The organism is Metabacillus sp. B2-18, assembly GCF_021117275.1.
Taxonomy (GTDB): Bacteria; Bacillota; Bacilli; order Bacillales; family Bacillaceae; genus Metabacillus.
Genome location: NZ_CP088245.1, coordinates 592412 through 618149, shown reverse-complemented (window position 1 = coordinate 618149; position 25738 = coordinate 592412). Strand labels below are relative to the sequence as shown.

General features: G+C 35.1%; 23 protein-coding genes and 1 tRNA gene. 5 read left to right on the top strand and 19 right to left on the bottom strand.

Features of this window, described 5'->3' with window-relative positions; all coding sequences use genetic code 11:
- Nucleotides 1–95: 95 nt before the first annotated feature.
- From yhbH to queG, 6 genes are all read right to left on the bottom strand, one after another.
- Nucleotides 96–1265 (bottom strand): sporulation protein YhbH, encoded by a 1170-nt coding sequence (yhbH, locus tag LPC09_RS03240; RefSeq protein ID WP_231308963.1) that lies wholly within the window; start codon nucleotides 1263–1265, stop codon nucleotides 96–98.
- Between the two features lie 313 nt (nucleotides 1266–1578).
- The gene (locus tag LPC09_RS03235; RefSeq protein ID WP_231308962.1) at nucleotides 1579–1731 is read right to left on the bottom strand and encodes a hypothetical protein; all 153 of its coding nucleotides are present in this window, start codon (nucleotides 1729–1731) and stop codon (nucleotides 1579–1581) included.
- A 124-nt stretch (nucleotides 1732–1855) separates the two neighbouring features.
- Nucleotides 1856–3751, bottom strand: a complete 1896-nt coding sequence (locus LPC09_RS03230; protein ID WP_231308961.1) for a PrkA family serine protein kinase — start codon at nucleotides 3749–3751, stop codon at nucleotides 1856–1858.
- Nucleotides 3752–4174: 423 nt separating this feature from the next.
- On the bottom strand, nucleotides 4175–4672 hold the full coding sequence (trmL, locus tag LPC09_RS03225; RefSeq protein ID WP_098798201.1) for a tRNA (uridine(34)/cytosine(34)/5-carboxymethylaminomethyluridine(34)-2'-O)-methyltransferase TrmL: 498 nt from the start codon (nucleotides 4670–4672) through the stop codon (nucleotides 4175–4177).
- Between the two features lie 57 nt (nucleotides 4673–4729).
- Nucleotides 4730–5632 carry an amidase domain-containing protein gene (locus LPC09_RS03220; RefSeq protein WP_231308960.1) on the bottom strand — a complete coding sequence of 301 codons (903 nt, stop codon included), beginning with the start codon at nucleotides 5630–5632 and terminating at the stop codon, nucleotides 4730–4732.
- 207 nt (nucleotides 5633–5839) lie between these two features.
- Entirely contained in the window at nucleotides 5840–6979 is a 1140-nt protein-coding gene (gene queG / locus LPC09_RS03215) for a tRNA epoxyqueuosine(34) reductase QueG (protein WP_231308959.1), read from the bottom strand.
- 94 nt (nucleotides 6980–7073) lie between these two features.
- Here queG and LPC09_RS03210 point away from each other — a divergent pair, with 94 nt between their 5' ends.
- Nucleotides 7074–7739, top strand: a complete 666-nt coding sequence (locus tag LPC09_RS03210) for a B3/B4 domain-containing protein (protein WP_098798184.1) — start codon at nucleotides 7074–7076, stop codon at nucleotides 7737–7739.
- Nucleotides 7740–7863: 124 nt separating this feature from the next.
- Here LPC09_RS03210 and LPC09_RS03205 read toward each other — a convergent pair.
- Nucleotides 7864–7937, bottom strand: a tRNA-Gly gene (locus LPC09_RS03205).
- A 319-nt stretch (nucleotides 7938–8256) separates the two neighbouring features.
- Between LPC09_RS03205 and LPC09_RS03200 the strand changes: the two genes are divergently transcribed.
- A complete protein-coding gene (locus LPC09_RS03200; RefSeq protein WP_176551129.1) occupies nucleotides 8257–8601 on the top strand; it encodes a hypothetical protein in 345 nt (114 codons plus the stop codon).
- 50 nt (nucleotides 8602–8651) lie between these two features.
- Here the strand turns inward: LPC09_RS03200 and LPC09_RS03195 are convergent, their stop codons facing one another.
- Nucleotides 8652–8924 (bottom strand): hypothetical protein, encoded by a 273-nt coding sequence (locus tag LPC09_RS03195; RefSeq protein ID WP_098798183.1) that lies wholly within the window; start codon nucleotides 8922–8924, stop codon nucleotides 8652–8654.
- A 190-nt stretch (nucleotides 8925–9114) separates the two neighbouring features.
- On the opposite strand from LPC09_RS03195, the gene LPC09_RS03190 reads away from it, so the two are divergent.
- The 3 genes from LPC09_RS03190 to LPC09_RS03180 all read left to right on the top strand — a co-directional run bounded on the left by LPC09_RS03190 (nucleotide 9115) and on the right by LPC09_RS03180 (nucleotide 13004).
- Complete coding sequence (locus LPC09_RS03190; RefSeq protein WP_098798182.1) at nucleotides 9115–10356, top strand: two-component system sensor histidine kinase NtrB; 1242 nt, start codon at nucleotides 9115–9117, stop codon at nucleotides 10354–10356.
- A 147-nt stretch (nucleotides 10357–10503) separates the two neighbouring features.
- Nucleotides 10504–11400, top strand: a complete 897-nt coding sequence (locus LPC09_RS03185) for a TetR/AcrR family transcriptional regulator (protein ID WP_176551128.1) — start codon at nucleotides 10504–10506, stop codon at nucleotides 11398–11400.
- Nucleotides 11400–13004 (top strand): MDR family MFS transporter, encoded by a 1605-nt coding sequence (locus tag LPC09_RS03180; RefSeq protein WP_231308958.1) that lies wholly within the window; start codon nucleotides 11400–11402, stop codon nucleotides 13002–13004. The genes LPC09_RS03185 and LPC09_RS03180 overlap by 1 nt, the downstream gene beginning before the upstream one ends.
- 63 nt (nucleotides 13005–13067) lie before the next feature.
- Here the strand turns inward: LPC09_RS03180 and LPC09_RS03175 are convergent, their stop codons facing one another.
- The 11 genes from LPC09_RS03175 to xylA all read right to left on the bottom strand — a co-directional run bounded on the left by LPC09_RS03175 (nucleotide 13068) and on the right by xylA (nucleotide 25668).
- A complete protein-coding gene (locus LPC09_RS03175; protein WP_098798179.1) occupies nucleotides 13068–13904 on the bottom strand; it encodes an STAS domain-containing protein in 837 nt (278 codons plus the stop codon).
- Nucleotides 13905–14091: 187 nt separating this feature from the next.
- Nucleotides 14092–14754, bottom strand: coding sequence for a hypothetical protein (locus LPC09_RS03170; protein ID WP_231308957.1), 663 nt, complete (start codon nucleotides 14752–14754; stop codon nucleotides 14092–14094).
- A gap of 291 nt (nucleotides 14755–15045) precedes the next feature.
- Nucleotides 15046–15942, bottom strand: a complete 897-nt coding sequence (locus LPC09_RS03165) for a carbohydrate ABC transporter permease (RefSeq protein ID WP_098798177.1) — start codon at nucleotides 15940–15942, stop codon at nucleotides 15046–15048.
- Between the two features lie 18 nt (nucleotides 15943–15960).
- The gene (locus LPC09_RS03160) at nucleotides 15961–16836 is read right to left on the bottom strand and encodes a carbohydrate ABC transporter permease (RefSeq protein ID WP_098798176.1); all 876 of its coding nucleotides are present in this window, start codon (nucleotides 16834–16836) and stop codon (nucleotides 15961–15963) included.
- Nucleotides 16837–16964: 128 nt separating this feature from the next.
- Entirely contained in the window at nucleotides 16965–18260 is a 1296-nt protein-coding gene (locus LPC09_RS03155) for an extracellular solute-binding protein (RefSeq protein WP_231309722.1), read from the bottom strand.
- A 136-nt stretch (nucleotides 18261–18396) separates the two neighbouring features.
- Complete coding sequence (locus LPC09_RS03150) at nucleotides 18397–19182, bottom strand: response regulator transcription factor (RefSeq protein ID WP_231309721.1); 786 nt, start codon at nucleotides 19180–19182, stop codon at nucleotides 18397–18399.
- Entirely contained in the window at nucleotides 19182–20939 is a 1758-nt protein-coding gene (locus LPC09_RS03145) for a sensor histidine kinase (RefSeq protein ID WP_231308956.1), read from the bottom strand. Before LPC09_RS03145 ends, LPC09_RS03150 begins: the two co-directional genes overlap by 1 nt.
- 221 nt (nucleotides 20940–21160) lie before the next feature.
- On the bottom strand, nucleotides 21161–21772 hold the full coding sequence (locus LPC09_RS03140; protein WP_098798198.1) for a polysaccharide deacetylase family protein: 612 nt from the start codon (nucleotides 21770–21772) through the stop codon (nucleotides 21161–21163).
- 63 nt (nucleotides 21773–21835) lie between these two features.
- Complete coding sequence (locus LPC09_RS03135; RefSeq protein WP_231308955.1) at nucleotides 21836–22492, bottom strand: SGNH/GDSL hydrolase family protein; 657 nt, start codon at nucleotides 22490–22492, stop codon at nucleotides 21836–21838.
- Between the two features lie 197 nt (nucleotides 22493–22689).
- The gene (xylB, locus tag LPC09_RS03130) at nucleotides 22690–24189 is read right to left on the bottom strand and encodes a xylulokinase (RefSeq protein ID WP_231308954.1); all 1500 of its coding nucleotides are present in this window, start codon (nucleotides 24187–24189) and stop codon (nucleotides 22690–22692) included.
- Nucleotides 24190–24336: 147 nt separating this feature from the next.
- Nucleotides 24337–25668, bottom strand: coding sequence for a xylose isomerase (gene xylA, locus LPC09_RS03125; RefSeq protein WP_231308953.1), 1332 nt, complete (start codon nucleotides 25666–25668; stop codon nucleotides 24337–24339).
- Between the last annotated feature and the right edge of the window lie 70 nt (nucleotides 25669–25738).

Below are 25738 nucleotides of genomic sequence, written 5' to 3'. Positions count from 1 at the left end.
AGCTTGTCCTAAATAAATAAATGTTTGTAAGGAAGATATTGTTTGTAAATCTTTCTCCAAATAAGGAAGCCCCAATAAGCTATTGGGGCAAGGATTTACGCATACTTTTTATCTTCATCTTTATTGAAGAAACTCTTCATTGCTTGGAAAACATCTGCTTTTTGTTTGAGGATATAATAGCGGAATTTCTCATCATTGATATTCTTATATGCGGACATTAGGGTTGAATGACGATTATACTGATTGACTTCTCCATAGCCAAAGATGTTGGAAACCTTCATAAGCTCTCCTACTAACTTTACACATCTGGCATTGTCTGATGTTAAATTATCACCATCCGAAAAATGGAAAGGATAGATATTATATCTTGCTGGTTGGTATTTCTCCTCTATGACTTCAAGAGCTTTACGATATGCAGATGAACAAATTGTTCCTCCACTTTCTCCTTTTGAGAAGAAGTCTTCCTCTGAAACAACTTTTGCTTCGGTATGATGAGCGATAAATTCGATATCTACCTTCTCATACTTAGTTCTGAGAAATCTTGTCATCCAAAAGAAAAAGCTTCGAGCCATATACTTTTCCCAGAGTCCCATTGAACCACTCGTATCCATCATAGCAATAACAACTGCTTTTGATTCAGGCTTTACAACTTCATTCCAAGTTTTAAACTTTAAGTCTTCTGGATAAATAGGATGAAATTTTGATTTCCCTGCCATGGCATTACGTTTATATGCCGATAACATCGTTCTTTTCTTATCAACATTTCCCATTAAGCCCGTTCTTCTTATATCATTAAACTCAATGTTTTCAATAACAATATCATCACGTTCTTTTTGTTTTAAATTGGGAAGCTCTAATTCTTTAAATAATGCGGCTTCTAATTCTAAAATAGATACTTCAGCTTCATAATAATCTTCTCCTGCTTGGTCCCCTGCTCCCTGGCCCTTGCCAGGACCCTTTGCATCTGCTTGTGATCCATCTCTTGCTACGACATCACCGACCTGACTCTCTCCATCACCTTGGCCAACATGCTTATTCTTATCATAGTTATAACGAATTTTGTATTCGTCCAGCGACCGAATTGGAATTTTAACTACATCTTTTCCATTGGACATTACAATGCTTTCTTCTGTGATAAGATCTGGAAGATTGTTGCGAATAGCTTCCTGTACTTTCTCTTGGTGGCGTGTTTGATCATCATGGCCTTTGCGATGGAGGGTCCAATCTTCTTGTGAAATAACATAATTCTGATCTTGATTTGACATATTTACAGTTCCCCCTCCGATAATTTTTTAGTTTCTTTCATCATCTGTCATACATTTCATCAAAAATTTCAAATTTAGTTGTAAAAAAGTGTCACACATTTTTAATCCTCAGCATACATTAACGTGGATGAATACTTTCGTTTTTCAATTCCGTTTTGAATTCTGTGGATTACTCTATCCTATGCGAAAGAATTGATTTATTGACAAATAATTTAGAAAATTACCATGTTCTCATTAAAAATAAGACAAGTTCCCATTTCAATTTTCTTTTGTATCTTTAATATAAAAAAGACACCAAAAGTTGGATGCCCCTCTAATTCCTAGTATTCTTTTTTACATATTGTATGGGATCTGGACTTTTCCCCTCTTGCTTGATTTCTTTATTGGTTTTCATATTCTCCATAATCTTTGATTGCTGCTTTAAATCATCCATGTTACGAATCATTGTGTTTAACGATTTTTTCATTGGATTCACCTCAATTGTTATAGGGTATTAATACCCGTCCATTATTTGAGTAAAACCACGTACTCTAGATGATAATAAAAAAAGCTGACAATTTAGATGTCAGCCAGCCGTAAGCATTTCAGATTTATCTGTTTAATAAGCTTCCTACATAACGTAATAATTCATTCGCAGAAGTTGAGTTATAGCCGTGTTCATCAATAAGACGTGCCACCACTTCATTAATCTTCTTAAGCTGCTGCTCATCAGGTGTTTTGGATGAAGTCGTAATTTTCACCACATCTTTTAAGTCAGCAAAAAGTTTCTTTTGAATAGCTTCACGTAAACGTTCGTGTGAATTATAATCAAAACGCTTCCCTTTACGTGCATAAGCTGAAATGCGGATAAGAATCTCTTCACGGAAGGCTTTTTTCGCGTTTTCAGAAATACCAATCTGCTCTTCAATTGAACGCATAAGTTTTTCATCTGGGTTCATTTCTTCACCTGTCAATGGATCACGAAGCTTGTTTTTATTACAGTATGCCTCCACATTGTCTAGGTAGTTATCCATAAGGGTTTTAGCTGATTCCTCATACGAATAAACAAATGCTTTTTGAACTTCTTTTTTCGCCATGTCGTCATATAGCTGGCGAGCAACAGAAATGAAGTTTAAATATTTTTCACGATCTTCATTTGAAATAGAAGCGTGTTGGTCAAGACCTTCTTTTAACGCTCTTAATACATCTAAAGCGTTAATGGATGGCACTTCTTTACGAATAATTGTAGATGAAATTCTATTGATCACATAACGCGGGTCAATACCGGACATACCCTCATCGTTATATTCCTTTCTTAGCTCATTAACATCAACAGAGTTAAAGCCTTCAACACTTTCTCCATCATATAATCTCATCTTTTTAACTAAATCAATATCTCCGCGTTTCGGTTCTTTTAGGCGAGTTAAAATTGTAAACATAGCAGCAACCTTTAATGTATGTGGGGCAATATGAACATCAGATACATCACTTTCAGAGATCATTTTTTCATAAATTCTCTCTTCTTCTGTAACCTTTAGGTTATACGGAACAGGCATGACAATAATTCGTGAGTGAAGGGCTTCGTTCTTTTTGTTCGAAATAAAGGAACGGTATTCTGTTTCGTTTGTATGGGCAACAATTAACTCATCTGCAGAAATTAGAGCAAAACGACCAGCTTTAAAATTACCTTCTTGTGTTAATGATAGCAAATGCCATAAAAATTTCTCATCACATTTTAGCATCTCTTGGAACTCCATCATACCACGGTTTGCTTTGTTCAATTCTCCATCAAAACGGTAGGCACGTGGATCTGATTCAGAACCATATTCAGCAATTGTAGAGAAGTCAATGCTACCTGTTAGATCTGCAATATCCTGTGATTTTGGATCGGAAGGACTAAATGTCCCAATACCAGTACGTTTATCTTCTGATAAGAAGACACGTTCAACTCTTACGTCCTCAATTCGACCACCATATTCTTGCTCTAGTCTCATCACATTTAATGGAGACAAGTTCCCTTCAATACGAATTCCATATTCATCATAAAAATCTTCTCGTAGATGGTGTGGAATAAGGTGAAGAGGGTCCTCATGCATCGGACAGCCTTTAATTGCGTAAACTGCACCACGATCTGTTAAAGAATAGGCTTCTAATCCTCTTTTCAGCATCGTTACAAGAGTTGATTTACCTCCACTTACAGGTCCCATTAATAATAAAATCCGTTTTCTAACATCTAAGCGCTTAGCAGCAGGATGGAAATACTCCTCAACAAGACGTTCAAGCGCGTCTTCTAAACCATATAGTTGGTGATCAAAAAACTTATACTTTCTTTTTCCATCAACTTCTTCAATCCCAGCATCTTTAATCATATTGTAAACCCTGGAATGTGCTGATTGGGCAACCCACGGTTTCTCTTTGACAATCTCCAAATATTCTACGAAGGTTCCTTCCCACTTTAAGCGCTGCTCATCTTCCCTGTACTTTTCAATCTTCTTTAAGATATCCATAAGGACCTCCTTCATCATTGGTCGTACTTGTTTCTAATTCGTGCAGTTTAATACACTTTATGCGAGGATGTCCTTTAACATTCGTTCTTGTTAAGAAAAAGCTAGAATCTTTTTCTTTGTTCCTCATTCACATCACATCTTAATTAAGTTATAATAATACTAGCTATAAGAGGGAAACTATACATAGATCCTTCATTCTCTGTTGATAAGTAGAGGAGGTAAAACGATGGGTTTTATTTTAATTCTCGGTGTTAGCTTAGCATTCTTAACAGCTATTTTTACAGCTGGATACGAAGGCAAGCCAGGCGTAAAAAAGTAAGTTGAATAAAAAAGAGGGTGACCCAAATGATATAGACCTTTTGATAAGATCTATACCGTTTGAGTCACCCTTTTTATTTGTTGTTTAACTCCTGCGCTTAGCCTTTAGTTATGAAAGTCCAGCATTAGACCAGGATAATTCTGCTGTCTTAATGCTTCATAAATAAGAATAGCTGCAGTGTTAGATAAATTCAATGAACGCACATGCTCTGTCATTGGTAGACGTAAGCATTTATCCATATTGGATTGAATTAAATCCTTTGGCAAGCCGGTTGTTTCACGACCAAATACAAAGAAATAGTCTTTGTTAAGATCACTGTAATCAAACGTAGTATGCGGCTGCTGGCCAAATTTTGTTAAAAAGAAAAATTCTCCTGATTTATATTTTTCAAATAATTCATCAAGAGAGTCATGATAGACAACATTTACAAACTCCCAATAATCCAGACCAGCTCTTTTCAGCATTTTATCATCTGTAGAAAATCCTAATGGACGAATTAAATGTAGAGTTGTGTTGGTTGCTGCGCATGAACGTGCAATATTCCCTGTATTTGCAGGAATCTCTGGTTGATAAAGTACAACATGTAAAGCCAATTTTTTCACCTCATCTGTTTCTATGAAAAATACTAACATTTATTTTCAATAGCCATTATACCATTGTTACTTTGAACTAGTATCATCAAGTATTCGAAAAAAAGCATACTTTATATTTGGTGTGTATGCAGTCGAGTCTTCATATGCCCAATAACGCATGCGGCTGTTATAAGTTTGTGCATTTACTAAAGGCATATTCTCATCGTCCTTGGCTACAACAAACGTTGTATGATCAAAACGACCATCTCCTTGAAAATCATAGCAAATAACATCCCCAGGCATTAATTTATCCGGTGATTTTACTCGCTCTGCTCTTAAACCAGTTTTGGATTGAGATAAGAAATTATTCATTGCATTCGCAACAGACCAGCTGTAACTCCAGTTATTGTTTTGCATCCACCACCCTGAAGAACGGTTAGGATATCCCCTCATCTGGGCACCACCTGCATGCAAGCATTGTGAAATAAAGTTCGTGCAATTAACATCAAAGTTTTTATATTTAGGATTCGTACTATCCCACCAACGTTCAGCATATTGAACAGCCGCCATTCGGTCGTAACGATACGAAGAATCTTTATTCCTTTTATCATTATCATGCATGATTTGAATACTGGATCTGTCATTGTCTCCTTCGTGATTCAACAATAGATCTTCAACAATTTCATCTTTATAGATACTAGCCTTTCGGTACTCAATTCTTTCTTCAAGATAAAAAAAGTCATTTTGTTTATTAAGCCACTTCGAATGACATGTATACATTGCCTCTTTCAGATCTTCTGTTCTTGTATCAATATTCGTAATATTTATTTTTGTACTGCCCTTAACGATTTCTGTATTCCTCTTTCCAGAAAATTCAAGTTTCCGTTGTATTGCCTGTAGTTCAGTATCATTTCTTTCGTTTTTTATATATTTAGCATTTATCAGCATTTGAAGTTTGGCTTCATTTAACTCAGAAATTAGCTGCTTCACGATTATCACCACCATAACGTATTTATTAAAACGTATGTAGAAGGTGTTAAGATTTAGTCATGTTATTTCGTTTTTATCTATGATTTTATGTAAAGCCAATTAACAAATAATGATTTGTTTCATTGGCCACGGATTCTTTAAAATAATCAAATCGAGGAAAGAAAATATAAAAAGGCGGAGAATAGAATACCGCCTTAAAACATCCTCTTATTTTTTTGTAAGAAGAAAGGACAAGCCTTTCGTGATTTCTTCTTTCACTTGTGAATCTTCTTCTTTTTCATATGCTTTTTGTAGCTCGTGTGCTGCTGAAACTTCCCCTATTTTTCCTATTGCCCATGCTGCGGTACCTCTAATCACAGGCCTTGAATCTTCGTGCATCACTTTTATTAAATCATCTAACGCGGTTGTATCTTTAAAATGCGCAAGAGCCAGGATCGCATTTCTTTGAAGAGGCTTTTTGCCTCTCCATGAACCAGATATATGTCCAAATTTTTCTTTGAAGTCGCGATTACTTATTGTTAATAACGGCTTTAATTTTGGTTTTGCGATTTCAGGATCCGGCTCCATTTCTGGATGAAGGTGAAAATCTATTCCTTTATTAACAGGACAAACTGTTTGACAAGTATCACAACCATAGATGCGATTTCCAATTTTCGTACGGTATTCGTCAGGCAGAAAACCTTTTGTTTGTGTTAAAAAAGCAATACATTTAGATGAATCAAGCTGACCACCTTGTACTAAAGCACCTGTTGGACAAACGTCGAGGCATTTTGTACATGAACCACATTGATCTTCCATTGGAGTATCTGGTGGAAATGGAAAGTTTGTAATCATTTCACCTAAATAAACGTAAGAACCAAACTCAGGCGTGATAACAGAGCAGTTTTTCCCACTCCATCCAATACCTGCCCGTTCAGCAACTGCACGATCAGAAAGCTCACCTGTATCAACCATCGATTTTACTTGAATATCAGGTACTTTTTCTTTTAAAAACATTTCTAATTTATTTAACCTATCACGCAACACATCGTGGTAATCCTGCCCCCAGGAGGCACGACAAAAAATACCACGTCTTTCTTCTTTTGTACTTTTTGGAGCATTTTTCATTTTTGAAGGATAAGCAAGAGCAATGGAAATGATTGAACTTGCTTTAGGCAAAAGTTTAATAGGTGCAACACGTTTCTCAATATCTGACTCCTCAAAGCCAGATTGATAGCCAAGTTCCTTTTGTGTAATCAACCTTTGCTTTAGCTCTTCAAACATATTCGCGCTTGTAAATCCAATCTTATCAATGCCAATTGTTTTACTGTATTCAATAACTTCCCTCTTAAATTCTTCAATATTCATTGCTCTTCCCTCCTTTAAAGGTCACATATTCTAAGTTTTTTCTTCTATTATGGTAAAATAACACCACATTCAATGTTTGTGGAGGTATGAATTAATGGAAATTACCGTTCAAGGTCAGCTTAACCAACTTAACAAAGACTTTAAAATTGGTATTGTAGAATATCAGGATATTCATGTTGGTGATTCTCCTCAAATGCTTAAAGGAAGATTACAGCTTTTCCAAGAATCGCTTTATTTTGATTATGTTGATAAGAAAGTAACAGATATCCAAGCCATCCAAGAATGGCGACAACTATTTAAAACAATAGGAACAGACCCTAACCGATACCGCCCTTCAAGTGAAGCATTATATCGACGAGTTCAGAAACAGCAATATCTTCAACCCTTCAACTCTGCAGTAGACTTAAATAACTTTCTATCTCTTCAATATCAAATTCCCCTAGGGATTTATGATAAAGATAAGCTTACTGGGGATGTTAAAATCAAGATAGGTAGTGAAGAGGATATCTATCTTGCCATCAATGAACGTGAAGTTTCTTTTCATAACAAATTAGTTTCAGAGGATCATCAGGGTCCATTTGGCAGTCCTTATGTTGATTCAAAGAGAACCGCTGTAACATCTAACACAACAGAAGCTCTACATATTGTTTATTTAAACCCGTCTCTTTCTGAAGAAAAATCTTTAGAACTGTTACAAGCATTATCAAGTATGTTTACACAAATACATGGCGGAGACGCAACATATAAGATCATCAAGTAGCTCGAAGGATATATCCTTCGAGTTACTTTCAATTATTCTAGAGCAAATTCAAGGACATAATAAAAAACGCAATGCATCGTTTATCTAAGAAACGAGACACTGCGTTGTAACCAATTATTATGTATGGAGCGGGTGAAGGGAATCGAACCCTCATCATCAGCTTGGAAGGCTGAGGTTTTACCACTAAACTACACCCGCGAATAAATATATTATAACAATAGTATTTACGTGATGCAATACCTTTTTTAAAAATAATGTCGAAGCATGTCGAACATTCTTCATAATTCACTTTAACATTATATAATCTTTTATTATGATAATCAAGGCCTTTTATATTTTCCCCAGATGTTTTAGTAATTCTTTACGTGTGTGCCGAATTAAACCTAATATGAGAGAGTACATTCATACTTCAATTCAATAGACAATCGCCCATTCTTGCTAAACATATTCCCAAGTGGCTAGGTAAACACATATAGTACAGAGAAACTGAAATAACATTTGGGAAGGATGAAATGAAATGAGACATAGAGATGCAAGATTTACAGATGGACGCTTTGGTTATCCAGGTGGATTTGGCAGTTTCACAGGTGGTTATGGTGCAGGTCCTGGTTACGGCGGTTATGGTGCAGGTCCTGGATTCGGTGGTTATCCTGGTGCTGGATATGGAGGTTATGGCACTGGTTTCGGAGGTTACCCTGGTGCCGGATACGGATACGGTGCTGGATATGGTCCTGGATTCGGTGGTTATGGCGCTGGTGGTGTAGGACCACTTACTACTGGACTTCTAGGTCTTGGTGCAGGGCTTCTAGGTGGAGCTGTCCTTGATGACGGTCCTTTCGGCAGAGGATATTATCATTACTAAAATAGATAGTAAAGGGCAACTAAAATGTTGCCCTTTTTTCAATTCATCTATTAAAAAAACCGGACGATACTTACAACTAACGCTCCGACACTTAATCCGGTACCAAGAATCCATTTAATTAATGATAAATGACTTTTGTTGAGTTGACGTTCAATTTCTTCTTGTGTCGCAATATTTTTTTCAGCTAATAGACCATCAACAACAGCTCTTACATCATTCTCATCTAAAGAATTCGAATGAAATTCTTCTATATGCTCTATTTGTTGTTCTAGCTCATGAATTTTCATCTCAAGCTCATGTACCTTCTCCTCAACCTCTCCCATTTGTATGACCACCTTTAGAAAGTTTCCTTATTATCCTATTCAGCAAACAGTCAGTTCGAATGGGTGTTAATGCAATTGTTTAATCCCATGATAATGGTATTCGCTATGGGCAATAACTAACAATTGAAAAAATCAATAGGTTATACTAACCTTATAATGATTGTAAATGAGTCATACAAGGAGAAAAAAAATGGTAGATAAGCATAAGCGTGACCTCGAAATTGAAAAATTAAAAAACGAAAATGCTTTACTAAAAGAACTGCTAAGTGAACTTCCTTTTTCGTTTACATATGTAAATAAACAACATAGCAAGTTAGTTGCTAAAAAAGTTAACTCCAAACAAATACTTATTCAAAAAGCAAATACTAATTCACATACCCGTGATGAATTTATTATTTCAACCACTTACGATCAGTTTGCAGAAACTGAACTCTTCCTTTCCTCTATTTTTGATTTTGTTCCGCACCATATTGTTTTTGTTGATGGTGATGGACTCATAACGTTATGTAATCTCCAAACTGCTAAAGATCTAGGTGTAGACCGGGATAAAATAATTGGTAAACATATAAGAGAGCTCCTACAACTTCCAGACGAACAAATCGAACTACTTGAAACGTTACGAACAGGAATTGAAATGAAAGATAAAGAAGTATTAGATGTAAATTACGGGCTTATTAATACTCGTATTTTATGGAATACAGACGGGTCGATTAAACGAGTATTAGGTACTTTTTATTTTCTTAACGTCATAAAAGAAGCTGAGAAGCAAGCGCTTGCCGGAAGAATTGCTGCTGGCATAGCACATGAAATTAGAAATCCCCTTACAACAGTCAGAGGGTATTTACAATTGCTAAAAGATAAAACCAACATAGAAGTGTCACAACTATTCTCTGATATTCTCATTCCTGAGATAGATCGAGCAAATAAAATAATTAGTGACTTCTTGAGTATTGCAAAGCCTTCAGTTAGCACTAAACAAATGATCAACCTGCATCAGTTTCTCAAAGAATATTTAGGGAAATTTCTAGAAAGTGAGGCATTACTATATAACACAAAGCTGGATTACACCCTTGATCCATTAACCAGAAAAGTGATGATTAAAGGAGATCGGGAGGAATTACTTCAAGTGTTTATGAATTTATTCATAAATGCTATTCAAGCTAGATCTGATCAACCTCTAATTATAACGATTCAAACTATTGTTGTTGATCATCATATTCAGATTTTGTTTCGTGATAATGGTAAAGGCATCCCACCTTCTCTTTTACCTCATATATTTGATCCATTTTTCTCTACAAAGGATGATGGCACTGGATTAGGCTTATCTGTTTCAAAGAAAATTATTGAAAGTCACGGTGGATCAATGAAAGTAACAAGTGACGAAACAGGGTCAATATTTATTATCAGTTTTCCTTTTTCATTGGCAACATAACAGCGAGAATTCGCTGTTTTTTTATTAGCAATCAATAATTTCATATTTATTCTTGACTTAAGCTTGTCTCTGCTCTAAAATTCACCATGAACTCATTAGTTTTCTATATAAACCATTCAGTTTTCTCTAAAAGGATGTGAGTAGATATTGGACGAAAAGAGGAAGCTATTAATCGATGCTGCAACTAAAATTTTTTCTAAAAAAGGATATTTTTCAACATCAGTTCAAGAAATTGCGGAACAATGCTCAATGTCAAAAGCATCTTTATATAAGATGTTTTCATCTAAAGAAGAATTATTTATAGAGGTGTTTGAGTATCACCAAAATATGATGTTTAAAAAAGCATTTCGTTATTCCACTGATGAATCATTATCACCAAGAGAACTCTTACTCAAGCAATTAAGTACACAAATTGAAGACTTTATTGAGCGAAAAGATTTTATCCTCATGCAGTTAAAGGATGTGCCACTTTCTGAAAACAGTGACTTTAGATTATTAATGCAAAAGATGAGATTCAGAATTACACAGTGGCAAAAGGAGTGCCTTGTTCAGGCATATGGGAATCATATTAATCTATATTGCTGGGACCTAACTATAACTTTACAAGGATTAATAAAGGAATTTCTCTCCATCCTTGCCAATAAAAATGAAAAAGTTAACGTTTTAGCTATATCAACCTATATAGTTGATCGTTTAGATTCAATAGTAAATGATTTGTTAACAACTAGACCTGATCCACTTTTAACAGAGGAAAGAATTTTACACTTTTTAAACCTTACTAATAGTTCCTCTATCTCTAAAACGGATGAGATTGCCAAACAATTTTTGATTATCGAACAATACATAAGTAACTATAACAATGAAGAAATAAAAAATAATCTTTCTTCATCTCTTAATCTGTTAAAAGATGAATTAAAGGCCCAAAAGCCTCGAAGCTTTTTAATTGATGTTCTTTTACATTACTTTGAAAAGGAAGTAGGTCTAACTCAAACCACAATAAAGCTTCGCTCACTTATAACTGAGTTGTATACAGGAGGTAACTAATGGAACACTTAGAAAACAAACAAAAAGTTATGATTATGATTGCCATTATGTCAGCTATGTTTTTTGCTGCAGTTAACATGACAATCGTAGGTACTGCTTTACCAAAAATCGTCTCTCAAATAGGCGGAATGGAATACTTTGACTGGGTATTTACCGTCTATATGTTAACATCTACAATTACTGCTATGTTAGTTGGTAAATTGTCTGATATATACGGTAGAAAAATATTTATACTAATTGGTATAACCATCTTTATGATTGGTGCTTTTTTATGCGGAACTGCAGATGATATTGTTCAATTAATCTTATACCGCGGGCTTCAAGGCTTTGGTGGCGGGATGATTATGTCTTGTGCATTCACAACTGTTGGAGATTTGTTCGCCCCTCGTGAACGCGGGAGATGGCAAGGACTTCTTGGTGGCGTATTCGGACTTTCAAGTTTATTCGGTCCAACACTCGGTGGATATATTGTTGATAACTTTGACTGGCACTGGATTTTCTGGGTATTCCTCCCGATCGGATTTTTTGCCTTTGCTTTAATATTTAAATTATATCCATCTCAAAAAGCAAAAGAGAGAGAATCAATCGACTTTCTTGGTTCGATTACATTAACAATTACAATTGTTTCATTATTACTAGGGTTTACCTGGGCAGGAGATAAGTATGAATGGGCTTCATTTGAAATAATTGGCTTATTTTCGCTTACAATTCTATCTCTAATTGCCTTTATCATGATTGAACTAAGAGTTAAAAGCCCTGTTCTTCCTCTTTACTTGTTTAAAAACAGTGTTTTCTCTGTATCTAATATAGCGGGAATGCTCATGGGAATGGGAATGTTCGGTACAATTATGTATGTTCCATTCTACGTTCAAGGAGTTCAAGGGGAGTCAGCGACAGTCTCTGGATTAGTTGAAATGGTCATGACCATTTCAATGGTTACCTCGAGTATTATTGTAGGTAACTTAATTACGAAGACAGGAAAATATAAGATTTTTGCCCTTCTTGGATTAATAATCATGGCAGTAGGACTTGTGTTAAATTCTACACTGGAAGTTGAATCAACTCTCACACGATTAATTCTTCAATTGATTGTTGTAGGAATTGGACTTGGCGTCAATATGCCTGTGTTTAATATCACTGTACAGAATGCTGTAAGTCATAAGTACCTTGGTGTTGCAACATCAGCGATGCAGACATTCAGACAAATAGGGGGTACAATTGGGGTTGCTATGTTAGGATCTGTTATGGGAAACAAAATGGCAGATGAGTTAGCGAGTACTCAAGGAGAAGGTGTTCCTGCCCCACCCCCTGAAATGGCTGAAAACATGGCACAATTACAAAATCCACAAGTATTAATGGATACAGAACAATTAGAAGCCATTCGCTCAGAATTACCTGCAGAAATGACGCCTTTCTTTGACCAGTTTATCCAATTATTAAAAGAAGCTTTAAATACTTCTTTAACAACTGTATTTATCGTATCTGCTGGTATTGTTTCATTGGCATTCATTGTCACTCTTTTCCTAAAAGAGATTCCATTGAGAACAACAAATAACGATGATGAAACAGAAGATCAAAAGAAAGAATTTGCGGCTAATCATTAATACAAATTGAAATATGGTCTAATTAGAGGATGAGCTTAATTGCTCATCCTCTTTCTTATCATTTCAGGATTTTGTAATACCAAGTTCATATAGTGCCTGCATCATTGTGGCCCTAGTCTTAATATCTCCAAAATGAATACCAAGCTTTACAACAGTTTGAGCAATTTCCGGGCGAATTCCCGTTATGATAACTTCTACACCTGTTAATTGTAATGCTTTTACAACTTGAAATAATTGATTGGCAACCATTGTATCAATAATCGGCACACCAGACACATCTAAAATCAGATAAGACACACCTAATCTAGCAGATTCATGTAATGAGATATCCATAATCAATTTTGCACGATGTGTATCTACTGCCCCAACTATAGGAAGCACTACAATACCTTTTACAATAGGAACTACAGGTACAGAGAGTTCCTCAAGTGCTGTATAAGCCACCTCCATTAACTTCTGGTTATGTTTCTCAAATTCCTCACCAATAATTTCGCAGACTAAATCTAATAACGGATCAATAATTTTAGAAACATCAAGCATTGTAATTGGAGCAAATTCCCTTTTATTCAACTCTTCAGTAAAAGCATCCCAGATTACAGTTCGATATAAATAAATCCCTCTTAATGTGCTGCTTAAAGAAATATTATCCCTTATCGCAATTTGTGCAGCCTCTCTTCCCCAACAGATCACCTTTTCTCTTATCTCATCAAGGTTACCATAAAGAGCCTTACCAAAATAACGAATGAGAATGGCTCTATACTTAATACGTTCTGCTATTGGCAACTTCGATAATTCAATCTGCTTCATCAGAATGGAATCCTTTTGAAACACAACTTTTTTAGCAAGTTCTAAGTCATTCTCAACAATTTTTTGCCCAATGTATTTTAATTCTTCCTTCATGACTTTAGATCTCCTTAAAAACTTAGTTTTTTCTGCACATATCTATAATGAATGTCATACTTTCAAATACAAAGTTTATGATTAAACCCCTTACAAAAGAAGAGTAAAAAATAAAGCTTCAATCCCGACCATGAAGCTTTATTTTCTTTATTAGCTGTTGTTTGTTTATAAGAGTCTTTAATACGTATTACTCTGTAGTTTGTTCATCCTCGGCCTCTAACGCTGATTCGATTTCTACCTGTAATTCTGCTTCACTTTTTACTTCCTTCTGCTCTTCTTCCACTTCGCTAAATACCTGTGACCAATCATTTTCTGGATCAAACATACCTTCTTCCAGTTTATAATCATTTAATTCACCATTTAGCTCATATAAAATCCTATAAACGTGGTATATATTTTTCTGACTTTCAGATTGACTATATGCCTGATTTATTCGAATTAATACTTGTAGCAAATCTTGAGCAACAGCATTACTGGAATCTAATTGTTCAGGCAATAATTCATCAATTTCTGAAACTCGTTCTTGTAGTTCATTCTTAACACTCTCTGTAACCCAATCTTCCGAATACTGATCTTTAGGGCCATTTTGTCTAGACTGAACAAAAAAATGACCATTAACAATTGATTGAAAATAAGAAAATTGATTTTCAACTAATTCTCTAGCCTTTTGATCAAATTCACTATTTTTTTCGGTTTCATCTGTATCAGTTGATTTTTTCTCCTCAACTGAACTGCTTGAAAAAGAACCACTGACACGATCATTTCTATTAGATTCAATATAATTTAAAAGGAAAATACTTATTCCAATAATGAAAATACCAATTAAAATATATAACCTTTTCTTCTTCAATTTAAACTTCCTTTCTATGACTCTTCGTATATCGTAATATATTTATAGGGAAAATAATACATAATTTTGTAGCAGTCTAATATTTTCCAATTATACATTAAACCTATATGTATAGTACATCATGTCCATAATAGTTCTCCATTGCTTTTAAATGACCTGCCCCAAGAACGTAGAATTCTTTTAACTTCATGAAAAAAGACCTCAACATTTCTGTTGAAGCCTTAGTGAAATCTTTCATTGATTTACTCTGGGTAAAAAAAGGCCAACTCTTGTTGCGAGTTAGCCCAACTATTAACCCTTTACAGATCCTGCAGCAATTCCTTCGACAATTCGATCACTTAGAATGAAATAAGCAATTAATACTGGGATGATACTGATCATTAATGTTGCACCAATTGCTCCCCAATCTGTTAAATATTGCCCAACAAAGTTGTTTACTCCAACTGTAATGGTTTTCCATTTATCTGAGCTTAAGAATGTATTTACGAATACAAATTCGTTCCAGTTATAAATCATGTTAATAATGACAGTTGTTGAAAGAACAGGCACCGTCATTGGTAGTGTAATTTGGAAGAAGATTCTATGAATAGAACATCCATCCATAACAGCTGCTTCTTCAATCTCCCTAGGAATTGATCTATAAAAACCTGTTAAGATCATGATCGTAATTGGTAAATTAAATGCAACATACGACAAGATAATTGAAACTGGGTTATCAATTAGATTGACTGATTTAAAGATATTAAACAGTGGAATTAATGTTGAATGTAGCGGAATCATATATCCAGCCATAAACAAACCAAGCACTAATCCACTTAATTTCCAATACATTCTTGTAATAGCGAATGTTACAAAGCTAGCAAGAATAACAGTGATAATAACGGCTAAAACGGTGTATAGTACACTATTAAAAAAGTAAACATCAATATTACCTGTTGTCCAAGCCTTCGCATAGTTTCCCCATTGTGGATCTTGTGGCAGTGCAAATGGGGACATTCCAAATACCTCTTGATTTGTTTTTAGTGAAAACATAAATAACCAGACTAACGGATAGACTTGGACTATTGCAATGATCCCTAGAATTAAGTAAAGAATTCCATACCCAATTCTTCTTCCAAGTGATTTATTTGTTTTATAATTAGCAGATAGGGTCGTATTTTTTTGTGTTTCATTTAAAACATTTGACATTGTTATTACTCCCCTTTCCTAGTATATATCTTCTTTTGAAGAAATTAATTTTTGAATCAACCATGTCATCACAAGACAGATAATTAATAAACCAAATCCAATCGCACTTCCGTAGCCAAAGTTATATTTACTAAATGCTTCCTTATACATATAGGATGCCATAACCTCACTGGCACCGTTTGGTCCACCGCCAGTTAATACAAAGATTAAATCAAAGTATTTTAAAGAACCAACGATTGCTAAAATGACCATTACCTTAATAACACCTGAAATTAATGGCACTTTGATTTTATAAGCAATTTGAATTGGTGTAGCTCCATCAATTTTAGCTGCCTCAATAAGTTCCTCTGGAACGTTTTTCAATGCTGCGTAGAAGATAATGATATAAAATCCTGCATATTGCCAAACGATTGGAATAAAGAGTGCATATAAAACAATGTTCGCATCCGCTAACCATATTGGTGGATTATCCACACCTATCATGACTAATAATCTATTAATCATTCCATTTGTTGGATCAAACATCTTTGCCCATAATTGTCCAATTGCTACAGAAGATAACAACATTGGAATAAGGTAGATCTTTCTTAAAAAGTTAGCACCTTTAATTTTACTTGCTAAAATAAGCGATAAAATTAAATAACCAACAAGGCTAATAGTAGAGAAGAGCCCTAGTAAAATAGAATGCCAGGTACTTTGCCAGAACATTTTATCTTTTACTAATTCAATATAGTTGTCTAAACCAATAAATGTCATTCCACCTATGCCGTTCCAGTCCATAAGACCATAATAGCCAGTTAAAACAATTGGGATATAAATTAATAGAAGAATAAGCAGCAAAGCAGGAAGTACATAAAGGCTGATTACTAATTTGTTCGACATTACATTTTTCATTTCTTATACTCCCTTCTTAATCAAATGTAGACTAAGTATTTTCAATAGGTTCGAGGGTTTGTAAAGATAGTTTCAAAACAGTATAGAGGGCAATTCACATGCCCTCTACTTCAATTCAATGATTCGTATTATTTTTGCTCTTTTGCAAGCTCATCCGCATGTTGTTTAACAAATTCTTCCGGAGTTACTTGTTTTCCAAATAGAGCAGTTACTAAATCATGGTGTAATTCAGAAACAGCTGGACTTGATTGAGTATCAAAATAAGTTGTAACATTTGATGCTTCGCCTAAATCTTTTAAAATATCAATGTACATTGGTGCAAGATCTAAACTAGATGTGTCAACTTTTGTTGCAGGGATAACACCAGCATCTGTAACAGCCTTTTCTCCCCATTTTTCAACTAAGAATGCAGTGAAATCTTTAGCTTCTTCTTGAACCTTTGAATCTTTTGCTACGAATAATCCAACACCAGGACCACCTACATAGCTATTAATTTCAGTTCCTTTACCGCCTTCATAAGTTGGGAACTTGAAGTAACCGATCTTATCTTTAAACTCTTGTGTTACATCTGGGCTAGTTGTATAGTTTGGTAATTCCCAAGTAGCTGTTAAGAACATTGCTGCTTGTTCGTTCATGAAATAACCTTTTGCATCATCATTTGATAACGCACTAGCACCTTTTACGAATCCACCCATATCTACAAGATTTTGAATTTCTTCTGCTGCTTTAACAATTGAAGGATCATCAAATTTCGCTTTTCCATCAATAACATCAGTTAAGATTGTAGATCCACCAATGCGGTCTGCCATATACATAAACCAGAATGATGCTGGCCAACCATCTTTTGCACCTACAGTAGTAGGAGTAACTCCATTATCAGCTAATGTTTTTACAACATTCTTGTATTCTTCGAAAGTTTTTGGAACTTCTAGGTTGTATTTTTCAAAGATTTCCTTGTTATAGAAAACATATGAAATATTTAATTCTAAAGGAAGACCATAAGTTTTTCCGTCAACTGCGTATGATTCCTTTACACCTGGGATAAAAGCATCTTTAAGATTGCTGCTTTCAACGATATCGTCTAGTGGAGCTAACATATCACCTTCAACATAAGGTTGAATGAATCCATCAGACCAAGTCATACCGATATCTGGTAACTCATTTGATGAAGCAAGAACTTTAAGCTTTTCTCTGTATTGATCAGGATTTAAAATTTCTGTTTCAATTTTAACGTCATGTTCACTTTCATATTCAGTAATAATATCTTTTACAATTGAAAACTGAGCATTTGAACTTCCTTCTGGCCATAAATGCATAAATTTAATCACTTTCTTTTCATCTGCACTACCACTACCACCTTCTTCTGAAGAACTTGAGGAAGAACAACCTGCAAGTGCTAAAGAAACAAGCATGAGAACAGACATAACAACTGCAACCGCTTTCTTTTTAAACAAACTAATTACCCCCTATGACTTTAGTTTTATTTAACTTACATTTATAGTGTACAGTCAGATTCTTCTGAAAAATAGGTCACAACGATTAGGAAAAATACCACTATTTTTAGAAAGCCCTTTCATTGTTGTTTTTTCGGTATGCACTGGGTGTCATACCTTCAAGTTCCTTGAATATCTTAATAAAGTATTTTGGGGTTTTATACCCAGATTCTTCTGCAATATCATAGATAGGTAAATTGGTAGAAATTAATAATTCCTTTGCTCGTTGAATTCTTCTTCTCGTGACATATTCACTAAATGTGAACTTAACATGCTCTTTAAACAAAACACTCAAATAGCTTGGATTTAAATGAACATGATCCGCTACTTCCTTTTGAGATAATTCATTTTTCAAGTTTTGATTGATATACTCAATTGCCTCCCTAATTGCTTCAGGATTTGTTGAGTTTTGAGTATCCGCAGTAACAAGCTTTTTATCCACTACTTTTTCAATCATTCCTGCTCGCTCCTGTTTTTCAACTGTCTGTACAGCATCCTCAACAGCCTCAATTAAAGCTTTTTTACTAATTGGTTTTAGCAGATAATTAATAACCCCTAAACGAAGAGCTTCCTGGGCATATTTAAATTCAGAATACGCTGAAATCACAATAATAACAGGATGGATATCTTGTTCTTTTGCGATTTGAAGTAATTCTAAGCCTGTTATTTCTGGCATTTGGATATCGGTAATAAGAATATGAACCCGTTGATTTGCCATAATCCCAATTGCCTCTTCCCCGTTAGAAGCTGTTAACACATGATAGTTTCCATTTGCCCAAGCATTTAAATTTTTCTGTAGCCCAAGACGTGTTCTAGGTTCGTCATCCACAATTAGAATTGTTTTTGAATGAATCATCGTACTTCCTCCCCGTTAACAGGTATGATAAATGAAACCCTTGTCCCAGTATCTTCCTCACTCGTTATGGTAAGTCCACTTTTTAAACGATCTTGATAATATAATTCAAGGCGTTTGTGTACATTGGAAATAGCAATTCCAGTCCCCTTTTTTATCGAAGAAACCCCTCCTAATTGCATGGTACGTCTAATGGCAGCCAGGTTTTCTTTGTTTATTCCCGAACCATCATCCTCCACAAGAATTTGAAGGTATTCCTTGTCCTCCATTGGTTGTACAGAAACCGATATCGTACAAGGATCTAGCTTATTTCCTGCCCCATGTAACACAGCGTTCTCAACTAAAGGTTGAATCAATAGCTTTGGTATTTTCACCTGCTCAAGCTCTTTCGGGATTGTCAAAATCCACTTTACATGGTCTCCAAAGCGCATTTTCATAATTTCCATATAGTTTTCAATATGCTGAAGTTCTTCTTTCATTGTTACCCAATCTCCATCTGTTTGTTTTGTGATGGTATATCGAAACAACTCAGACATAGCAACAACAAACTCAGCCAAATCTTCCTGCTCTTTATCCTCAAGCTCCCACTTCAGAGCATCCAAAGTATTGAAAAGAAAATGTGGATTTATTTGGGCTTGTAATGCCTTTAATTCGCTTCGACTTCGGGTAATTTCTTTTTGATAAACCATTTTTATAAGATGATTTGTTTCTTTAACAAGTTGATTATACGTACTATTTAGTTCATTTATTTCATTTACGGTCGTTACACTAGGATTCATCGTCAGAGATCCTGAGCTTGCCTGCTGCATGGTTTTTGTTAGTTTAATAATAGGACTTGTAATAAACGTTGATAGAAATAAGGAGCTGATAAAAAAGATAATAAATCCAATCACCCCAGAAATGATAATCCCTGTGCGCAACACACTGATACCCTCAGTTAAAGCTTTAATAGGTGTTAAAATAACTAGTGTCCAGCCAGTTTCATTAGATGTCTGCTTTGTTACCATATATTCCTGGTTTTCTAAAGTGATCGTTGGATCGTTATTCTTTATAATCGGATTAATAGAATGTTGGTAGTTTGAAAGAATAGGCTTTAAGGCTTGATCTAATAGAATTGAGTATTGATTGGATTGATTTGACTCTTCTTGATTAGCAAATTCAAAATAATCCCGATAAATACTAATGAGTAAATAACCACCATTTGCATAGTCTTTTCCCATTAGATTCACTCTTCTTAGAGCGAGAATATTATCAGAATTACTTGGGTCATCACCTATCCATACTAATCCCCCGTTAGCATCATTTGCTTGATTTATCCATCTTGCATCAATTCTAGAAAATAAAGTTGCATTATCTTTTGGTATTGGTAATAAACTTTTTAAGTCACTTGTATATAGTTCAAAAGAAAATATCCCATCTGTATTTGCTTGAATCGTGTTAACAATTCCTTCTACTTGTTGCCGCTCAGTAAAAGAAATTTCTTCCCCTTCAAAACTCTTCGTCAAAATCCTCTGTATATTATAATTTGTCATAACAAATTTAGAGGCTGTACTTATCTGTTTATATAAAGATTCTAATCTCCCATTTGCCTCAGATACTGTTTGGTGAATTTGTTTATCAGCATTATTTTTTAATAAAGTGGAAACCTGATTAAATGTTAAAAGACTAACAATCAATAACACCACAGCCATAACTGCTAAAAAGACAACTAATATTTGATTTCGTAACGTATTCCATTTTTTTAACTTTGTGAACATAATTGAATCGTCCTTTGTTTTAGATCATTTTACTAACTATAACTCATTTTTATGAAAACGTTAACATATTAAAATACTAAAATTATATATTAGTTTTATTCGATTACCTGAATTACTTCTTGCTTTTTCTATACTATAGTAAATATTTTCGCTCTGTAAAAGTTGCTATGTTCACTATATTACAAAAATGGATAGTAGCCGAAAGGGAATTGATTTCTTTTTTACTCTGCATATGAGTGGTTTAATAACTTACTAACCGTAACAAGCTTATATCCCTGAGACGTTAGTTCAGAAACAAGTATACGTACCGCTTCGACCGTTTGTGAGCGATCCCCGTAGCCATCATGAAAAATAAGAATACTACCATTTTTCACACAATACCTTGTTTTCTCTAAAATAAAGTCTACACCGGGCATCTCCCAATCTTTCGCTTCCATATTTAAAGCTCCAATTATTGGATATCCCATTTGATTTAAAACAGATACAGTTTCATCATTGAAATCCAGGTAAGGAGGCCGAAAAACAACAGGCTTATGCCCAACTAAATCCTTTATTAATTTATTGGTCCGTTCAATCTCCTCAAAGCAATCCTCCCGACTTAATTGTGATAATTTAGGATGTGTGTATGTATGGTTTCCTATTTCATGTCCAAGTTCAAAAGCCTTCTTCACAAGTTCTGGACACTTCTCTATTTGTTCGCCAATCATAAAGAAGGTTGCTTTCCCATCTACTTCCAAAAAAATATCTAATACTTGTGGAGTAAAGAATGGGTTTGGTCCATCGTCAAATGTAATAGCAATTTGCTTTTCCGATGTAGATACCTCGTTAATCATTAATTTTTCAGTCAATTACGTCCCCTCCTTTTTATTTGTAAGCTATTGTTATAAATACAGCTACTAATGTTGGTTCCAATCAAAATCTATTGCTTTTAAAAATGCACGGGTAAGAACCATATGACCTGCAGCAGAAGGATGAACTCGATCCCAAGCCAGTGCTGCTGGATAAAGCTCTTTTAACACAACCTGAAAAGCCTCCTGGGTATTAACAAATAGACAGTTTGTTTCCTCAGCAATTGCCTTTACAACAAGACCGTATTGATCCATCATGTGCCTCATTTGATCTTGCTCATTATTTTCTATATAAAAAGGTGTCATAAGGACAATGTCATTTACGTGAGCCTTGGTTTCTGTTACAAGTTTCCTAAGCGTATCTCCATATTCATCAAGATACACATGACCTTCCTTAATAAACGGTGTATCAAGCTGACGCCATACATCATTAATCCCAATCATGATAACTAACCAATCAGGCTTTTGTTCAAGTACATCCTCCTGCCATCTGTTTTTCAGATCTCTTACTGTATTTCCGCTAATTCCTTTGTTAACGACTCGGATACCTAACTCCGGATAGACAGCCTGAAGTAGCCCATCAATATACGATACATAGCCTTTTCCAAGTGCATTAAACAATCCCTCACCTTCAGGCTTCACACGTTCACAATCTGTTATGGAATCTCCAATAAATAGAAGTTTTTGATTTTGCTTAAGCTTCAATGTTTTCCCCTCCTAGATATTTCCTATGAATGTAAAATAAGAAAAGCCTTCAAGTAAAAACTTGAGTGGCTTTTCATCTGTTATTTTTCAGGAAACCATATTTTGTAATGACCACTTAAGGCTAGTATGTTAAAAAAGAAAGTAATCAGTACTGTTCTTTCAACAGTACGATTTGGTATGTTCCATCTCAGAACATATCACTTTCTAAACTCTCTTAATTGCTCGTTCATTCCCTTAGTTTGAGTATAAACTTGTTGATACACTTTAAATAATTTCTGATAGACTTCTACATTTTCAGGAATAGGCTGATATGTTTTTAATGGTTGAATAAACTCTTCTGCACATTCTTTTAGGGATGAGTACCAACCACAACCATATGCTGCAAGCATGGCTGCCCCCATTCCTGGACCTTGTTCACTTGTTAACTTTTCAATTTTCGCATTGAAAATATCAGCTTGCATTTGTAACCATGTATCATTTTTCGCTCCACCGCCGATGGAAATGATCGAATCAATATTCTTTCCACTGCTTCTAAAAATTTCAATAGATTCATTTAATGAAAACGTGATTCCCTCAAGCACAGCACGAACAAAATGTTTACGTTCATGAGCAGCATCGGCTCCAATAAAGCTCCCACGAATCGTTGAGTCAGCATGAGGAGTTCTTTCACCAACGATATATGGAGTAAACAACAGTCCATTACTTCCTGCTGGTACTTCATCAATTGCTTCTAAAAATTGTTCAAATGCTTCATCCTTTGCAAATGTATCTTTAAACCAGCTTAAACTATACCCTGCTGCAAGGGTAACTCCCATGGTATAATAGGCATTTTCCTCACCGTGATTAAAGTAATGAACCTTTCCTTCAAAGTCCAGATCATTTCTCTCTTCATAAGAAAGCACTACACCAGATGTTCCGATGCTACACAATGTTTTTCCTTCTGATAAAATCCCAGATCCAATTGCACCACAAGCATTATCTGCACCGCCAGCAAAAACCTTTGTTGTATCAGCTAGTCCTGTTTGTTGTGCATATTCTGCTGTTACAGTACCAACAAGAGCATGAGATTCCACTAACGGAGGACAGAAGTCGGCAGAAAGGTTAAATTTGTCTAATACTTCGCTGCTCCAACTTCGTTCTGCTACATTTAACAATAATGTTCCTGCAGCATCAGAGTATTCCATATGTAAAGCCCCTGTCATACGGAAACGGAGATAATCTTTCGGTAATAAAAATACACTAGAACGTTCAAAGTTCTCTGGTTCATTCTCTTTAACCCAAAGAATCTTCGGTAAAGTGAAGCCCTCTAACGCAGGATTTTTTGTTACTTCTAATAAACGTTCTGTCCCAACAGCTTCATAAATCTCTTGGCATTGTTTCGTTGTTCGTGTATCGTTCCATAAAATAGCGTTACGAACCACTTGATTTTCCTTATCAAGCAAAACAAGACCATGCATTTGTCCTGAAAAGCTGATTCCCTCGATATCATTTACATCCCCATCAAATTGATTGATCAGTTCAGCTAAACCAGCTCTTGTTTTATCCACCCATTCCTCAGGATCTTGTTCACTATAACCGGATTTTTCAATAATAAGAGGATATGACTTTGATACCTCTTGGCAAACTTCACCATTCTGATTTACTAGTAAAATTTTAACTGCACTTGTTCCAAGATCAACACCAATAACGTATTTCATCCAGTATCATCCTTTTCTATAAAAATGAGGATGGCTCATAAGTACCTGACCACCCACATATAAGGCTAAATATTAAGCCTTATATGTGTTTGTAGGGTCTTATACTGTTAGTGAGACATCCTCATTTTTTCATCATTAAATTACTTATTAAACAGTTACTCCAGAAAGAGTTTCAAGAATATATTGATTAACTAATGCTTTAAGACGCTCTGTTCTACCAGAAGTGTTCTTAATTTCTGTTAATTGAAGAGCATATTTTTCTAACTCATTGAAGTTTGTTTTTCCTTCAACGATCTCTAATCCAATTCCTTTAGTGAAGCTGCTGTAACGTTCGTCAACAAAGCTATCAAGAACTTTATCTTCGATTAATTTGTTTGCAACTTTTAATCCGATTGCAAATGCATCCATACCTGCAATGTGAGCATGGAAAAGATCGTCAGCTTCGAATGATCCACGTCTTACCTTCGCATCGAAGTTTAATCCACCTTTACCTAGGCCACCATTTTTCAGGATTTCATACATAGCTAATGTATTTGTGTATAGATCTGTTGGGAATTCATCTGTATCCCAGCCAAGAAGTGTATCACCTTGGTTTGCATCAACTGAGCCAAGCATTCCGTTGATACGTGCTGTTCTTAATTCATGCTCAAATGTGTGTCCAGCTAATGTAGCATGGTTAGCTTCGATGTTAAATTTGAAATGGTCTGTTAAATCATATTTCTGTAAGAATGCTAATCCAGTCGCAACATCGAAATCATACTGATGTTTTGTTGGCTCTTTTGGTTTTGGTTCAATTAAGAAAGGAACTTCTAAACCAATTTCTTTTGCATAATCTACTGCCATGTGGAAAAAGCGTGCTAAGTTATCTTGCTCAAGCTTCATATTTGTATTAAGTAGTGTTTCGTATCCTTCACGACCACCCCAGAATACGTAGTTCTCTGCACCAAGCTCTTTCGCTACTTCAAGACCCTTTTTAACTTTTGCTGCAGAGTAAGCAAACACATCTGCATTTGGAGAAGTTGCTGCACCATGAACGTATCTTGCATTTGTGAACATGTTAGCTGTATTCCAAAGCAATTTAGCTTTACTTGTTTTCATATATTCTTTAATCATTGCTACGATAACATCTTGATTTTCATTTGTTTCCTTTAATGTGCTACCTTCTGGAGCAATATCAACATCATGAAAAGCAAAGAATGGAACATCTAATTTTTCAAAAAGTTCAAAAGCTGCTTCAACACGTGCTTTTGCTAAATCTAAGCCGGTTAAATGGTTCCAAGGGCGGACTGCTGTACCTACACCAAATGGATCAGATCCATCAGCAGTAAATGTATGCCAGTATGCAACTGAGAAACGAAGGATTTCCTCCATTGTTTTACCGTTAATTTTTTCTTCAGGATTATAATACTTAAATGCAAATGGATTTGTAGATCTTGCACCTTCATACTGAATTTTGTTAACTGTTTCGAAATAAGCCATTGGGTTATTCCTCCTAGTAGTTGGTTTAGTAATCGGTTACACGTAATCATGTAAATGCTTACAATAGATT

What these genes read in the sequence shown, in the direction of transcription:
- LPC09_RS03210 (WP_098798184.1), top strand. Translation starts at nt 7,074, where the DNA reads ATGGAAATTACCGTTCAAGGTCAGCTTAACCAACTTAACAAAGACTTT.
- LPC09_RS03190 (WP_098798182.1), top strand. Translation starts at nt 9,115, where the DNA reads ATGGTAGATAAGCATAAGCGTGACCTCGAAATTGAAAAATTAAAAAAC.
- yhbH (WP_231308963.1), bottom strand. Translation starts at nt 1,265, where the DNA reads ATGTCAAATCAAGATCAGAATTATGTTATTTCACAAGAAGATTGGACC.
- LPC09_RS03175 (WP_098798179.1), bottom strand. Translation starts at nt 13,904, where the DNA reads ATGAAGGAAGAATTAAAATACATTGGGCAAAAAATTGTTGAGAATGAC.
- LPC09_RS03155 (WP_231309722.1), bottom strand. Translation starts at nt 18,260, where the DNA reads ATGTCTGTTCTCATGCTTGTTTCTTTAGCACTTGCAGGTTGTTCTTCC.
- LPC09_RS03180 (WP_231308958.1), top strand. Translation starts at nt 11,400, where the DNA reads ATGGAACACTTAGAAAACAAACAAAAAGTTATGATTATGATTGCCATT.
- LPC09_RS03200 (WP_176551129.1), top strand. Translation starts at nt 8,257, where the DNA reads ATGAGACATAGAGATGCAAGATTTACAGATGGACGCTTTGGTTATCCA.
- LPC09_RS03195 (WP_098798183.1), bottom strand. Translation starts at nt 8,924, where the DNA reads ATGGGAGAGGTTGAGGAGAAGGTACATGAGCTTGAGATGAAAATTCAT.
- queG (WP_231308959.1), bottom strand. Translation starts at nt 6,979, where the DNA reads ATGAATATTGAAGAATTTAAGAGGGAAGTTATTGAATACAGTAAAACA.
- LPC09_RS03165 (WP_098798177.1), bottom strand. Translation starts at nt 15,942, where the DNA reads ATGTCAAATGTTTTAAATGAAACACAAAAAAATACGACCCTATCTGCT.
- LPC09_RS03145 (WP_231308956.1), bottom strand. Translation starts at nt 20,939, where the DNA reads ATGTTCACAAAGTTAAAAAAATGGAATACGTTACGAAATCAAATATTA.
- xylA (WP_231308953.1), bottom strand. Translation starts at nt 25,668, where the DNA reads ATGGCTTATTTCGAAACAGTTAACAAAATTCAGTATGAAGGTGCAAGA.
- LPC09_RS03140 (WP_098798198.1), bottom strand. Translation starts at nt 21,772, where the DNA reads ATGATTAACGAGGTATCTACATCGGAAAAGCAAATTGCTATTACATTT.
- LPC09_RS03235 (WP_231308962.1), bottom strand. Translation starts at nt 1,731, where the DNA reads ATGAAAAAATCGTTAAACACAATGATTCGTAACATGGATGATTTAAAG.
- LPC09_RS03230 (WP_231308961.1), bottom strand. Translation starts at nt 3,751, where the DNA reads ATGGATATCTTAAAGAAGATTGAAAAGTACAGGGAAGATGAGCAGCGC.
- xylB (WP_231308954.1), bottom strand. Translation starts at nt 24,189, where the DNA reads ATGAAATACGTTATTGGTGTTGATCTTGGAACAAGTGCAGTTAAAATT.
- LPC09_RS03160 (WP_098798176.1), bottom strand. Translation starts at nt 16,836, where the DNA reads ATGAAAAATGTAATGTCGAACAAATTAGTAATCAGCCTTTATGTACTT.